The sequence below is a fragment of the Candidatus Pelagibacter sp. HIMB123 genome (assembly GCF_052048195.1).
Lineage (GTDB): Bacteria > Pseudomonadota > Alphaproteobacteria > Pelagibacterales > Pelagibacteraceae > Pelagibacter.
Genome location: NZ_JBNAIL010000020.1, coordinates 26,452 through 38,848, shown reverse-complemented (window position 1 = coordinate 38,848; position 12,397 = coordinate 26,452). Strand labels below are relative to the sequence as shown.

Genomic DNA, 12,397 nt, shown 5'->3' with positions numbered 1-12,397 from the left:
AGAAGCGGAGAAATATTTTCATCTTTCATCCAGATTTCTTTATAAGCTTTAGCAGTTTTCGAAGGTCTGAAATTTAAAATAAACAAATTCAAAATAATTTGCCAAAACAAAGGATTTGCCTCGATAACTCTTTTATCAGAAAGAAATTCTTTTAAATATTTTCTTATGTCAAACCAATTAGTAGAATCGGGTGTACCAAGATTGATTATAAGTACACCTGTGTTGCCATATTTTATTGGTGGGTGATTTTTTTCAATCATTTAAAATCTTTTACAATTTTAATTAAGTTTTCAACCATTTCTGGATTTGTTTCAGGCAGAATACCATGACCAAGATTAAATATATATGGATGATCTCGGAAAATTTCTAAATATTTGGAGGCCTCTTTTTTTAAAGTTTCTTTGTCTGTTAACAAAATTTTTGGATCTAAACCACCTTGTATAGGTATTTTTATATCGTTAAGTATATTTTTTGGATTTACATTATAATCAATACTAATCGCATCAGGCTTCACAATATCACAAAATTCTTTATAATTTTTTATCTCTCTGGGAAAACATATCACTGGTATATTTAAAGATTTTACATAATTAACTAAATTTAGAGTTGGTGAATAAATATAATTTGGCAAATCTTTTTCCTCTAATAAACCAGCCCAACTATCAAAAATTTGAATTACATTTGCACCATTATCGATTTGATTTTTTATATGAATTTTTAAAAATTTTTCAATAATCAATAACATTCTATTTATTAAAAATTCATCTTTAAAAAAATCCTTTTTTAAATTCTTTTTGGGTGATTGTTGGTTAACCATGTAAACTAATAGAGTCCATGGAGCTCCAACAAATCCAATGGTATTTTTATCATTTAAAATTGAATCTGAACTAACTTTGTTTACTGCCTTATAAACACGATGGATTTTTTCTATAAAATCAATTTCATCAATTTTTGCAATTTCATTTAAATTTAATTCTCCTAATTTTGGTCCAAAGTTTTTTTCAAACTCTACTTTTTGACCTAATCCATATGGAAGCATTAAAATATCCGAAAATATTATTGCAGCATCTAAATTAAATCTTTTTAATGGTTGTAAGGTTATTTCTGAGGATAAATCATCATTTAAACACAAATTAATAAAGTTAGGATTTTGTTTTCTTATCTCTCTAAATTCTGGTAAATATCTGCCGGCCTGTCTCATAATCCATATAGGATTGAATGAAACATCTTTGTTAATTATTACTTTGTCTAAAGGTTTCATAAATAAGTATTATTAATTATTGTAGTTGTAATATATCTTGTGAATAAAGGTGATTAATTTTTATAAACATTATATTCACAATTTACCAACATGTTATGTGAATAAAATTGTTTAAAATGAAGCTTTTTTACCATATTAATTTTTGTGGATTGTTTTAACCTATTTATTATTAATGTTAATAAATAGTAGTTTTTACAAGGTTAATTTAAAAGGTTTTAAATTATGTAATTTAATTAAAATATTACAAATTTATTAACAATTTATTCATGAGTAATACATATCAAATATATTTAATTTCTGACTCAACGGGTGAGACCTTAGATAGAATATTTTTAGCTCTAAAAGCCCAATTTTTAAATATAGAATATAAGGTTCATTCTTATTCTTTTACAAGAACAGAAAACCAAATTTTAAAAATTTTAGAAGATGCAGAAAAAAACTCAAATGCGATAATTTTATACACTATTGTAGATAACAATTTGGCTAAATATTTAGCAAATGTAAGTGAAAATAAAAAAATCCCATGCTTTGGTGTTCTTGGCAACTTAATATTAAATTTTTCAAAAATCCTTAATCAAAAAGCAACTCATGAACCAAGCGGCCAACATATATTGAATGAAGAGTACTATGATAGAATCGAAGCAATTCAATTTACAATGAACCATGATGATGGAAATTTAATAAACGAAATACAAAAATCAGACATTATCCTTGTGGGAGTAAGCAGAACAAGCAAAACACCAACATCTATCTACTTAGCCAACAAAGGCTTTAAAACTTCCAATATTCCTTTGGTAAATGAAAATTCATTACCAGAGGCGCTTAAAAAAAATCCAAAAATGACCTGTGTTGTTGGACTAAGCACTGAGCCAGAAAGGTTGGTTGATTTAAGAAAAAATAGAATGACTTCTCTAAAAGAAACAGAAAACATTCAATACACAGATTTAGAAAGTATAAAAAAAGAGGTTTTAAAGGCAAAAAAAACATTTCAAAAATATAAATGGCCGCTTATAGACGTAACTAGAAAGTCTGTTGAAGAAACAGCTGCTTCTATAATTAAAATTCACGAAATATATTTAAACAATGCTAAATAAAATTATTCTTGCTTCAAAAAGCAAGGTTAGAAAAGAAATTTTAGATAAGAATAATATTGAAAGCGATGTTGTGCTATCAAATGTGGATGAGGATATAGTTAAAGAAAGTTTAATTAAAGAAAAAGCGACACCAGAAATTATCTCAAAAAATTTAGCAGAATTAAAAGCAAACAAGGTCAGCATGAAAAAAATTGATGAAATCGTTTTAGGAGCAGACAGTGTGATAGACTTGAATGGTGAATTAATATCGAAGCCAGAAACTAGAGAAGAGGCGATGAAAATATTAAAGAAACTCAATGGTAAATCACATTTTTTAATTAGTTCTGTCTGTGTATCAAAAAATGGATCAATGATTTGGAATCACACCGATAAAGCTAAACTTTCAATGAAAAATTTATCTGATGATGAGTTAAAAAATTACTTATCAAAAATACCTGACGAAACGCTTTATGCATACAATGTTTACCAAATAGAGGGTATAGGCAGAAATTTATTTACAAGCATAGAGGGAGACGAAGATACAATTATGGGTCTGCCTGTTAAAAAAATTAAGGAATACATAAGCTCATTGTGATGAAAAAATATTTTGTAATTGGCAACCCCATTGATCATTCTTTATCACCCAAACTCCACAACTATTGGCTTAAAGAAAACAAAATTGATGCTATTTATCATAAAAAAAAAATTAATCAGAAAGATTTACAAACTACAATTTTAGAGATCAAAGAAAAAAAAACAGGAGGCATAAACGTTACCGTTCCATTTAAAAAATCAGTAATTCCTTATTTAGACAAATTAAGCCCAGAGGCAGAACAAACACAATCGGTAAATACTATAATTTTAAATGATAATATTTTGGTAGGTCACAATACAGATATATCTGGTTTTACTAAGGCAATTAAAGATTTAAGTTTTAATATTGAAGGTAAAAAAATTTTCATTTTAGGTGCTGGAGGAGTTGTTCCTTCTATAATTTTTGCTTTAAACAAAATGAATGTTTCAGAAATAATTATTTCTAATAGGACCAGGCAAAAAGCAGATGATTTAAAATCTCAATTTAAAATTATAAATGTTATAGATTGGGGAAATATACCAAAGTTTGATATGATAATTAATGCTACCAGCCTTGGTTTAAACAATGAAGCTTTAAATCTTAATTTTTCTGAAGTTGGGGACAATAAATTATTTTATGATGTAATTTATAATCCGAGTGAAACTAGTTTTTTAAAAGAAGGAAAAAAACTTGGCAATCAATCAGAAAATGGAAAATTAATGTTCATTTATCAAGCTTTAGAGGCTTTCAAAATTTGGCATGGAATTGAACCCGAGATAAATACTGATATCTTAAAACTTTTAGAGAATGATTAGGATAGGAATATTAGGGGATATTGGTTCAGGAAAGAGTTATGTTGCTAGAAATTTTGGATATCCAGTATTTAATGCAGATTATGAAGTATCAAAACTTTATAAAAAAGACAAAAAAATCTTTAAAAAATTAAAAACAAAATTACCGGAATTTATTTCTTCGTTTCCAATAAATAAAAATGAAATTACAAAAGCAATATTGAGTAATAACGTTAACTTAAAAAAAATAATCACAATAGTTCATCTAGAAATAAGAAAAAAATTAAAATCTTTTTTAAAAAAAAACAAAAATAAAGAGCTTGTAATTTTAGATATTCCATTACTATTGGAAAATAAAATTAACAATAAAAAAGATATCTTGGTTTTTATAGAGTCTAAAAATAGAGATATAGCAAAACGATTAGAAAAAAGAAAAAATTTTAATCGGAATTTGTTTGATAAATTTCGAAAAATTCAGATTAATCTTGAATACAAAAAAAAAAAATCACACTATATAATTAAAAACAATTTTACAAAAAAACCTGTTAAAGAAAGTATAAAAAAAATTTTAGATGAAATTTTATAGATGAAAGAAATTGTATTAGATACAGAGACCACTGGAATATCTGTTAAAGAAGGACATAGGATCGTTGAAATAGGATGTATAGAGCTTGACAACTTAATACCAACTAAAAATAAATTTCATTATTATTTAAATCCTGAAAGAAAAGTTTCAGAAGAAGCTTTAAAAATTCATGGATATAGCGATGAATTTTTGTCTAAACAAAAAAAATTCAAGGAAATAAGTGAGGAATTTTTAGAATTTATTAAAAACAAGAGAATTATAATTCACAATGCTCAATTTGATTTGTCTCATTTAAATAATGAATTAAAATTACTTGGAATAAGTGAAATTAGTAATGAAATAATTGATACTTTAATTTTGGCAAGAGAAAAGTTTCCAGGATCTCAAGCTAGCCTGGATGCTCTCTGCAAAAGATTTAGAATAGATAATTCTAGTAGAGTTACTCATACAGCTCTGATCGATTGTGATTTACTAGCAAAAGTTTATATAAATTTAATTGATCAAAAAGAACCTTCACTGGATTTTAAAAATGTTGATGAGCAAGAAAGCAATAGTTTTGGTTCAAATGTAGAGTATTTTAAAAAAGTTGTAAAACCAAGCACTAAAGAACTTGAAAACCACAAAAGTTATCTTAATAAAAATTTAAAAAAAAATTATTATTAATTAAATTTTTGACTATACAAGTTTTCAAAATCAATCTTCTTTTCAAATTTTATTTCTGGATATCCTGAGTTATGTAATAAATCTAAAAGAGCTTTTTCTAAATTTGGATATATTTTATTTTGAACATCACAAAGTATAATTTTTTCTAGTTCTTTTTTTTCTTTTACATCATCGTTAACTTGAACTACTGTTGAGTATACAATTTCAAAGTAGGCTTTTTTTAAACTTTTATTTTTATCCTCAAATTTAAAAGTTGTATTTACTTCAATCATTTTATTTTTTATTGCTTTTGAATTTATATCTATACCAAGATTATATTGTGAAATATTATCTCTAACATATAGATAAGTTTCAATATCTGGAGTTTCACTTGATAGGTCTTTAATATACTGACCTAAAATTTTAAACTTTTCTGTCATTGTCGTCCTCTATATCTTCAAATTCTCCATCAATAAAATTATTTTTAATATTTTGCTTTTGTTTAAATTTTTTAAAAATATTATCAAAAATAAACTTTCTACTAAGAGGAAATATTAGAGAAAAACCGATTAAATCAGTTAGGAAACCCGGAATAATCAATAAAACTGCCGCCATTGCAATAGCTGCACCAGATAACATTTCATAGGTCGGTGCCTGATTATTGTTTAATTGAGCAAACCCAGCTTTAAGAGTATTGAGACCCTCATATTTTGCGTAATAAATTCCAATTATTGCAGTTGTAAAAATTAATAAAATTGTTGTTAATGCACCTATTTGGGACCCAATTTTAATTAAAAGGTAAATTTCAATAATAGGTATTAAAATTATGGCTAATAATATTGAGTTCATTTGTCCTTAATCTAAATTGCTGGTTGAAATTAATCAACATAGTAATTAATATTATATGATGAATTATAGTTTCGAATACATTGATATTATTTTACTAGCGATGATAGCTGGATTTATTTTCTTAAGGCTTAGAGGTATATTGGGGAAAAGAACTGGTTTTGAAGGAAAAGCTCCAGGCCAATTTCAAGATATATTGAAGAAAGTAGAAAAGCCCCAACCTAAGAAAGATAATAATATTTTTGATATAAATGCACAAAATGAATTTTTAAAAGGTGCAAAAATTGCTTATGAGACAATTATTACAGACTTTAGTGATAATGATAATAAAATTATAGCTAGTAAGCCACTTTTAAATAAAGAAATATTTGATCAGTTTAATAAAGCCCTAAAAGAAAGAAGCGATAGAGGTCATTTTGCGGAAATTACATTTATTGGAATCAATTCAGCAAAGATAAAAGAGCATAAGAAAATTGGGAATATATTAAACGTTACAGTAGATTTTATTGCAGAAATAATTACTTGCATTAAAGACAAAGATAAAAAATTAATATCAGGAGATCCAGAGAAAATAAAAAAAATATACGATACATGGGTATTTTCAAGAGATACGACATCGGTTAATCCAAACTGGAAATTGGTAAATATTTTAACATAATTGAACAATAACCTAACAGACAAAGATAAAAGGGATTGGAACACTTTCTTAAAAAGTGAGGACAAACTTCCGAATAAAGATCTTAAAAATAAGGAAAAAAAAACATTTAAAACCCAATCAATAGATTTACATGGATATACTTTAGAAAAAGCAAATGTAATCGTGGAATCATTTATAAATAAAAACTTTAAAGAAGGGACCAGCAAACTTGTAATTGTAACTGGTAAGGGGCTTCATTCAAAAAATGAGGCCGATCCATTTGTTTCTAAAGATTTAAGTATTCTAAAATACTCAGTTCCAGAGTTCATTAAAAATAATGAAGAACTTATGAAAAAAATAACTGATATTAGAGAAGCAGATGTAAAAGATGGTGGCAGCGGTGCTTTTTATGTATATTTAAAAAAATTAAAGTAAATTCAAGTTTTTTAAAATGTTTGTTTGGTTAGCATCATATCCTAAGAGCGGCAATACCCTAGTAAGGTCAATGTTGGCTGCATATTTTTTTTCGAATGACGGTGTATATAATTTTGATTTAATTAAAAATATTAAACAATTTCCTGTAAATGCTTTATTTGAAAGAATGGGAATAAATATACAGGACGAAGAAGAAGTTATAAAAAATTATATAAAAGTACAAGCGTCTTTTAATAAAAAAAATAGTGTTCAATTTTTAAAAACACATAGTTATTTATTTAATATTAACAATAATGCTTTCACTGATTTAAATAATTCGCTTGGCGCAATCTACATAGTCAGAGATCCAAGAAATATAGTAAATTCTTTAGCAAATCATATAGGAGCTTCAGCTGAAAAATCCGCGGATATTTTAATAAATTCATTTAAATTTGGAAATATATTTAGTGATCATGTTGCTGAACAAACTAGACTTTATCTAGGAACATGGGGCGGAAATTATAACAGCTGGAAATCTTTTGATGATGAAGGAAGATATTTACTAATTAAATATGAAGATTTAATAAGTGATAGAGATTTTGTATTTAGAAAAATATTAAAATTTATATATAAAATTCAAGGAGCTCAATTTAAAATTGATCAAAAAAAATTTCAAAACACAATTGAAACAACAGATTTTGATAGGATGAAGTTACTTGAGAAAGAAAAAGGTTTCTTTGAGGCTAAAACCCATTTCGAAACTGGAAAAAAAATACCATTTTTTAATCTTGGTCCAAAAAATGATTGGAAGAAAATGTTAGATGAAAAAATAAGAAAAAAAATTGAAGACGCCTTCAAAAAAGAAATGCTTGAATTGGGATATTTGTAGATCTCAAATTATAAAATAAATTTAGATAAATCAGTGTCTTTAACAAGAGTATCTAAGTTTTTATTAATGTATTCCTTATTTATTATAATCTTTTCTCCAGCACGGTCAGTCGCTGTGAAACTTATTTCATCTAATATTTTTTCAATTATTGTATGTAATCTTCTTGCACCTATGTTTTCTACAGTTGCATTTACTTCAGAGGCAATATTTGCTATTGCGTCAATACCATCGTCTGAAAATTCTAAATCAACATTTTCAGTTTTAAGAAGAGCCACATATTGCTTAATTAAACTAAAATCAGGTTCTCTTAAAATTCTTTTAAAATCTTCACTAGTTAATGCTTCTAATTCAACTCTAATTGGCAATCTTCCTTGTAACTCTGGAAGTAAATCTGATGGTTTTGCAAGTTGGAATGCTCCAGATGCAATAAATAAAATATGATCAGTTTTAATTGGACCATGTTTAGTATTTACTGTTGTTCCCTCAATCAAAGGTAATAAATCTCTTTGCACACCTTCTCTTGATACATCTCCTCCAACTCTATCTGTTCTAGCTGAAATTTTATCTATCTCATCAAGGAAAACTATTCCGTTATTTTCTGTTGAAAGTTTTGCTGCTTTGATAATTTTATCTTGCTCAATTAATTTATCCGATTCGTCATTAATTAAAATTTCATGAGATTCTTTTACTGTCATTTTTTTCTTTTTTTCTTTATTGCCCATTGATTTACCTATCATCTCACCAATGTTAATCATTCCAACATTAGCACCAGGCATACCTGGGATTTCAAAAGAAGCTCCACCTGACCCAGTATCGCTCACGGCAATTTCAATTTCGTTATCATCTAGGTCACCATTTCTTAATCTTTTTCTAAAACTTTCTCTTGTTGCTAAACTCGCTTTTTTGCCAACAAGTGCATCTAAAACTTTTTCTTCTGCCGCTTTTTGAGCTTGCGCAAAAACTTCTTTCCTTTTTTTTACTTTTTCCATTGAGATTGCAATTTCAATCAAATCCCTTACAATTTGTTCAACATCCCTTCCTACATATCCAACCTCTGTGAATCTTGTAGCTTCAACTTTTACAAAAGGTGCTTCTGCTAATTTTGATAACCTTCGTGAGATTTCAGTTTTTCCAACTCCAGTTGGTCCAATCATTAAAATATTTTTTGGCAAAACTTCATTCTTCATTTCGCCTTTGAGAGCTTGTCTCCTCCACCTATTTCTTAGCGCAACAGCAACAGCTCTTTTGGCCTTGTTTTGTCCAACAACAAATCTGTCTAATTCTGAAACAATTTCTCTAGGGGATAAAGAACTGACCAAAGAGGTTTCTTCTTTTTGATTTGTATCTTTTGGGTGTAGTTGTGTTACGTTTGATTTATCCATTATATTTTTTCAATTTTAACATTTTCATTTGTAAAAACACATATATCAGCCGCAACTTTAATTGCTTTTTTTGCCACTTCCTCAGCTGACATATTACCTTCTATTAAAACTTTTCCTGCTGCTAAGGCATAATTTCCACCAGAGCCTATTCCAATCACATCGCCCTCAGGTTCTAGAACATCCCCAGTTCCAGAAATTATATAACTATTATTTTTATCGCCAACAGCCATTAGTGCTTCTAATCTTCTTAAGTATTTATCAGTTCGCCAATCTTTTGCTAACTCAACTGCAGCTCTTGATAAATTACCAGCATGTTTTTCTAATTTTCCCTCTAATCTTTCAAACAAAGTTAACGCATCAGCAGTTGATCCCGCAAATCCCGCTACGACATCTCTTTTTTCAATTTTTCTAACTTTTGAAGCAGTGCTTTTAACAACAGTATTTCCCATACTAACTTGTCCATCACCAGCAACTACTACTTCATTGTTTTTTCTAACTAGTACAATTGTTGTCATATCTAATAAATGGTAACTATTTTTGATACTTCAAGTGTTCAGACTGATATTGATATCGCGGGATTATGTATGTATACCATTAAAAATATATGGCTAGAAAAGGAAAAGTATCTCGAAAAACAAAAGAAACCAGTATCAATGTTGAAGTAAATATTGATGGCAAAGGTAAGTACCAAATTGACACTGGTATAGGTTTCCTAGATCATATGCTTGAGCAATTATCAAAGCATTCCCTAATTGATTTAAAAGTCAAAGCAAAAGGAGATACTTATATTGATCTTCACCACACAACAGAAGATACAGGTATTGCTATTGGTGAAGCTCTAAAAAAAGCAGCTAAAAAATTTGTAGGAATAAAAAGATATGCACACACAGTTATTCCAATGGATGAAACACTGACTAGAGTTGCAATAGATGTTTCAAACAGACCTTATTTGATATGGAAAGTAAAATTGAAAGTTGAGAAACTTGGAGAAATGGATACCGAGCTATTTAAAGAATGGTTTCAAGCTTTTTCTCAATCAGCCGGTATTACAATGCATGTTGAAAATATTTATGGTGATAATAGCCATCACATTATTGAGTCTTGTTACAAAGCATTAGCAAGATCATTAAGAGCTGCATTAGAGATGGATCCAAGAAACAAGAAAAGTATTCCATCCACTAAAGGCTCATTATAAGTTTAATGAACGTCACAATTGTTGATTATAATTCGGGCAATATTAGCTCGGTGATAAACTCCTTTAAGGAAGTTGCTAAAGATAAAGTAAATATAGAAGTAACTTCAGATTTAAATAAGATTAAATCTTCAGATAAAGTTGTTTTACCAGGGCAGGGTTCGTTCAAGAGTTGTATTGATGCACTTAACAACATCAGTGGTTTAGTTGATGCATTAAGTGAATTTGCAATGAATAATAAAAAACCACTTCTTGGAATTTGTGTAGGACTTCAAATGTTTGCAGACATTGGTTACGAAGAAACTGAAACCAAAGGTCTTGGTTGGGTTTCAGGTAAAGTATCAAAAATAGATAACCAAAATGGAAAATATAAACTTCCTCATATTGGTTGGAACCAAATTAATATTGTTAAAGAAAGTAAAATTTTTAAAGGTATAGAAAACAATTCTCACATGTATTTTGTTCATAGTTATGAATTTGTACCAGAAGATAAAAATGTGGTTTCAGCTACAACAGATTATTCCTCAAATATTGTTTGCTCTGTTGAAAAAGAAAATATTTTTGGAACACAGTTCCACCCAGAAAAAAGTGATAAAACTGGACTTAAAATAATCGATAACTTTATAAGTTTATAAATGAAAATATTTCCAGCAATAGATATTAAAGATAAAAAGTGTGTGAGGTTAGTTAAAGGGGACTTTGATAACAAAACTGAATATGAAATGTCTCCAGTTGAACAAGCTGGAAAATATAAAGATCATGGTTTTAAAAATTTACACATAGTCGATTTAGATGGAGCTTTAACTGGTGAAACAGTTAATTTAGATATTATACAGGAAATAGTAACTAAATTTGATCTTAAGATTGAGATTGGTGGGGGTATTAGAAATTTTGAAAGTATTCAGAAATATACTGATGCTGGTGTTGAGAAAGTTATTTTAGGAAGTGCTGCAATAAAAGATAAAAATTTTTTAAAAGAAGCATGTGAAAAATTTCCAAATAAAATTGCTCTAGGTTTAGATGCAAAAGATGGATATTTATCTGTCTCTGGTTGGAAAGAAAATTCTAATCAACTAACACTAGATTACTTAAAAGAAGTAAATGATTTTGGAGCAAGTAGGTTGATTTATACTGACATTAATAAAGATGGAATGAAGCAAAGTCCTAATTTCGAGGAGACATCAAAGGTTGCAGATACTTCTAATTGCCCGGTAATTATATCTGGTGGAGTTTCTTCAATTGATGACATTAAAAAGACTAAAGAATTAAACAATAATAACATTGAAGGCATTATAGTTGGAAAAGCTATTTATGATGGTGATATTAAATTGGATGAATTAGTTAAGGAACTAGATGCTTAAAAATAGAATAATACCTTGTTTAGACGTTAAAAATGGACGTGTGGTTAAGGGTATTAACTTTGTTGATTTAAAAGACGCAGGTGATCCTGTCGAACAAGCTAAAATTTATTCAGATGGTGGAGCAGATGAAATTTGCTTTTTAGATATTACTGCATCAAATGAAAATAGAGATACTATTTACGACGTAGTAGAGAAAACTTCGAGGAAATGCTTTGTTCCTCTGACAGTTGGAGGTGGTGTAAAAAGTGTTGAGGATATCAATAAACTACTGAACTGTGGTGCAGATAAAGTATCAATAAATACTGCTGCAGTTCAAAATCCAGAAGTAGTTGTAGAAAGTTCTATAAAATTTGGCTCGCAATGTATTGTGGTAGCAATAGATGCTAAAAAAAATGGAAACAGATGGGAAATATTTACTCATGGTGGAAGAAACAATGCTGGAACTGATGCTATAGAATTTGCAAAAAAAATGGAAGATAGTGGAGCAGGCGAGCTTCTAGTTACTTCTATGGATCGAGATGGTACTCAAGTTGGTTATGATATAGAGCTTATGTCCAAGATATCTTCTGTGGTAAATATTCCAGTTATTGCTTCAGGTGGAGTAGGAAATTTAGATCATTTAGTAGATGGTATTAAATTGGGAAATGCTAGTGCAGTATTAGCTGCATCTATATTTCACTACGGCAAACATTCAGTAAAAGAAGCTAAGGAATATTTGGATTCAAAAGGAATTCCTGTTAGAATTTAAT

The 12,397-nt window shown here is 28.3% G+C and carries 18 protein-coding genes; 12 read left to right on the top strand and 6 right to left on the bottom strand.

The features are described from left to right. Both ACTTBL_RS05365 and hemE read right to left on the bottom strand, forming a co-directional pair. Positions 1-260: ferrochelatase (locus ACTTBL_RS05365; RefSeq protein ID WP_440643941.1), on the bottom strand; the 260-nt coding region annotated here is incomplete at its 3' end. Beyond that, positions 257-1,261, bottom strand: coding sequence for a uroporphyrinogen decarboxylase (gene hemE / locus ACTTBL_RS05360; RefSeq protein ID WP_440643940.1), 1,005 nt, complete (start codon positions 1,259-1,261; stop codon positions 257-259). The genes ACTTBL_RS05365 and hemE, both read right to left, overlap by 4 nt. Positions 1,262-1,527: 266 nt before the next feature. Here hemE and ACTTBL_RS05355 point away from each other — a divergent pair, with 266 nt between their 5' ends. The 5 genes from ACTTBL_RS05355 to dnaQ are packed head-to-tail and all read left to right on the top strand — an operon-like array spanning position 1,528 to position 4,948. After that, entirely contained in the window at positions 1,528-2,355 is an 828-nt protein-coding gene (locus ACTTBL_RS05355) for a pyruvate, water dikinase regulatory protein (protein ID WP_440643939.1), read from the top strand. Continuing rightward, positions 2,345-2,929 (top strand): Maf family protein, encoded by a 585-nt coding sequence (locus tag ACTTBL_RS05350; RefSeq protein WP_440643938.1) that lies wholly within the window; start codon positions 2,345-2,347, stop codon positions 2,927-2,929. The genes ACTTBL_RS05355 and ACTTBL_RS05350 overlap by 11 nt, the downstream gene beginning before the upstream one ends. Further along, the gene (aroE, locus tag ACTTBL_RS05345; RefSeq protein WP_440643937.1) at positions 2,929-3,723 is read left to right on the top strand and encodes a shikimate dehydrogenase; all 795 of its coding nucleotides are present in this window, start codon (positions 2,929-2,931) and stop codon (positions 3,721-3,723) included. The genes ACTTBL_RS05350 and aroE overlap by 1 nt, the downstream gene beginning before the upstream one ends. Next, positions 3,716-4,285, top strand: a complete 570-nt coding sequence (coaE, locus tag ACTTBL_RS05340) for a dephospho-CoA kinase (RefSeq protein WP_440643936.1) — start codon at positions 3,716-3,718, stop codon at positions 4,283-4,285. The genes aroE and coaE overlap by 8 nt, the downstream gene beginning before the upstream one ends. Further along, positions 4,286-4,948 (top strand): DNA polymerase III subunit epsilon, encoded by a 663-nt coding sequence (gene dnaQ, locus ACTTBL_RS05335; RefSeq protein ID WP_440643935.1) that lies wholly within the window; start codon positions 4,286-4,288, stop codon positions 4,946-4,948. Here dnaQ and ACTTBL_RS05330 read toward each other — a convergent pair. Beyond that, on the bottom strand, positions 4,945-5,367 hold the full coding sequence (locus ACTTBL_RS05330) for a protein-export chaperone SecB (protein WP_440643934.1): 423 nt from the start codon (positions 5,365-5,367) through the stop codon (positions 4,945-4,947). The two genes, dnaQ and ACTTBL_RS05330, sit on opposite strands and share 4 nt — an antisense overlap. After that, entirely contained in the window at positions 5,351-5,776 is a 426-nt protein-coding gene (locus ACTTBL_RS05325; RefSeq protein ID WP_440643933.1) for an FxsA family protein, read from the bottom strand. The genes ACTTBL_RS05330 and ACTTBL_RS05325 overlap by 17 nt, the downstream gene beginning before the upstream one ends. Before the next feature lie 58 nt (positions 5,777-5,834). Here ACTTBL_RS05325 and ACTTBL_RS05320 point away from each other — a divergent pair, with 58 nt between their 5' ends. The 3 genes from ACTTBL_RS05320 to ACTTBL_RS05310 are packed head-to-tail and all read left to right on the top strand — an operon-like array spanning position 5,835 to position 7,713. Beyond that, positions 5,835-6,431, top strand: coding sequence for a Tim44/TimA family putative adaptor protein (locus ACTTBL_RS05320; protein ID WP_440643932.1), 597 nt, complete (start codon positions 5,835-5,837; stop codon positions 6,429-6,431). Next, complete coding sequence (locus ACTTBL_RS05315; RefSeq protein ID WP_440643931.1) at positions 6,432-6,845, top strand: Smr/MutS family protein; 414 nt, start codon at positions 6,432-6,434, stop codon at positions 6,843-6,845. 16 nt (positions 6,846-6,861) lie between these two features. Beyond that, positions 6,862-7,713, top strand: a complete 852-nt coding sequence (locus ACTTBL_RS05310) for a sulfotransferase domain-containing protein (RefSeq protein WP_440643930.1) — start codon at positions 6,862-6,864, stop codon at positions 7,711-7,713. An 8-nt stretch (positions 7,714-7,721) separates the two neighbouring features. On the opposite strand, the gene hslU is transcribed toward ACTTBL_RS05310, so the two are convergent. Further along, the gene (gene hslU / locus ACTTBL_RS05305) at positions 7,722-9,095 is read right to left on the bottom strand and encodes an ATP-dependent protease ATPase subunit HslU (protein ID WP_440643929.1); all 1,374 of its coding nucleotides are present in this window, start codon (positions 9,093-9,095) and stop codon (positions 7,722-7,724) included. After that, complete coding sequence (gene hslV / locus ACTTBL_RS05300; RefSeq protein ID WP_440643928.1) at positions 9,095-9,610, bottom strand: ATP-dependent protease subunit HslV; 516 nt, start codon at positions 9,608-9,610, stop codon at positions 9,095-9,097. The genes hslU and hslV overlap by 1 nt, the downstream gene beginning before the upstream one ends. An 89-nt stretch (positions 9,611-9,699) precedes the next feature. Here hslV and hisB point away from each other — a divergent pair, with 89 nt between their 5' ends. Genes hisB through hisF form a run of 4 tightly spaced genes read left to right on the top strand, consistent with a single transcriptional unit; the run spans position 9,700 to position 12,396 of the window. Beyond that, positions 9,700-10,290 carry an imidazoleglycerol-phosphate dehydratase HisB gene (gene hisB / locus ACTTBL_RS05295; protein WP_440643927.1) on the top strand — a complete coding sequence of 197 codons (591 nt, stop codon included), beginning with the start codon at positions 9,700-9,702 and terminating at the stop codon, positions 10,288-10,290. Positions 10,291-10,295: 5 nt separating this feature from the next. Further along, the gene (gene hisH, locus ACTTBL_RS05290) at positions 10,296-10,922 is read left to right on the top strand and encodes an imidazole glycerol phosphate synthase subunit HisH (protein ID WP_440643926.1); all 627 of its coding nucleotides are present in this window, start codon (positions 10,296-10,298) and stop codon (positions 10,920-10,922) included. Next, a complete protein-coding gene (gene hisA, locus ACTTBL_RS05285) occupies positions 10,923-11,648 on the top strand; it encodes a 1-(5-phosphoribosyl)-5-[(5-phosphoribosylamino)methylideneamino]imidazole-4-carboxamide isomerase (protein ID WP_440643925.1) in 726 nt (241 codons plus the stop codon). It begins immediately after the preceding gene. Further along, positions 11,641-12,396, top strand: coding sequence for an imidazole glycerol phosphate synthase subunit HisF (gene hisF / locus ACTTBL_RS05280; protein ID WP_440643924.1), 756 nt, complete (start codon positions 11,641-11,643; stop codon positions 12,394-12,396). The genes hisA and hisF overlap by 8 nt, the downstream gene beginning before the upstream one ends. Position 12,397: the final 1 nt, after the last annotated feature.

Bases quoted from the DNA above. Each gene is read 5' to 3' on its own strand.
- ACTTBL_RS05325 (WP_440643933.1), bottom strand. From the start codon at position 5,776: ATGAACTCAATATTATTAGCCATAATTTTAATACCTATTATTGAAATT.
- hslU (WP_440643929.1), bottom strand. From the start codon at position 9,095: ATGGATAAATCAAACGTAACACAACTACACCCAAAAGATACAAATCAA.
- hisF (WP_440643924.1), top strand. From the start codon at position 11,641: ATGCTTAAAAATAGAATAATACCTTGTTTAGACGTTAAAAATGGACGT.
- aroE (WP_440643937.1), top strand. From the start codon at position 2,929: ATGAAAAAATATTTTGTAATTGGCAACCCCATTGATCATTCTTTATCA.
- ACTTBL_RS05310 (WP_440643930.1), top strand. From the start codon at position 6,862: ATGTTTGTTTGGTTAGCATCATATCCTAAGAGCGGCAATACCCTAGTA.
- hisH (WP_440643926.1), top strand. From the start codon at position 10,296: ATGAACGTCACAATTGTTGATTATAATTCGGGCAATATTAGCTCGGTG.
- hisB (WP_440643927.1), top strand. From the start codon at position 9,700: ATGGCTAGAAAAGGAAAAGTATCTCGAAAAACAAAAGAAACCAGTATC.
- hslV (WP_440643928.1), bottom strand. From the start codon at position 9,610: ATGACAACAATTGTACTAGTTAGAAAAAACAATGAAGTAGTAGTTGCT.
- ACTTBL_RS05330 (WP_440643934.1), bottom strand. From the start codon at position 5,367: ATGACAGAAAAGTTTAAAATTTTAGGTCAGTATATTAAAGACCTATCA.
- ACTTBL_RS05355 (WP_440643939.1), top strand. From the start codon at position 1,528: ATGAGTAATACATATCAAATATATTTAATTTCTGACTCAACGGGTGAG.
- hisA (WP_440643925.1), top strand. From the start codon at position 10,923: ATGAAAATATTTCCAGCAATAGATATTAAAGATAAAAAGTGTGTGAGG.
- dnaQ (WP_440643935.1), top strand. From the start codon at position 4,286: ATGAAAGAAATTGTATTAGATACAGAGACCACTGGAATATCTGTTAAA.
- hemE (WP_440643940.1), bottom strand. From the start codon at position 1,261: ATGAAACCTTTAGACAAAGTAATAATTAACAAAGATGTTTCATTCAAT.
- ACTTBL_RS05320 (WP_440643932.1), top strand. From the start codon at position 5,835: ATGAATTATAGTTTCGAATACATTGATATTATTTTACTAGCGATGATA.
- coaE (WP_440643936.1), top strand. From the start codon at position 3,716: ATGATTAGGATAGGAATATTAGGGGATATTGGTTCAGGAAAGAGTTAT.
- ACTTBL_RS05350 (WP_440643938.1), top strand. From the start codon at position 2,345: ATGCTAAATAAAATTATTCTTGCTTCAAAAAGCAAGGTTAGAAAAGAA.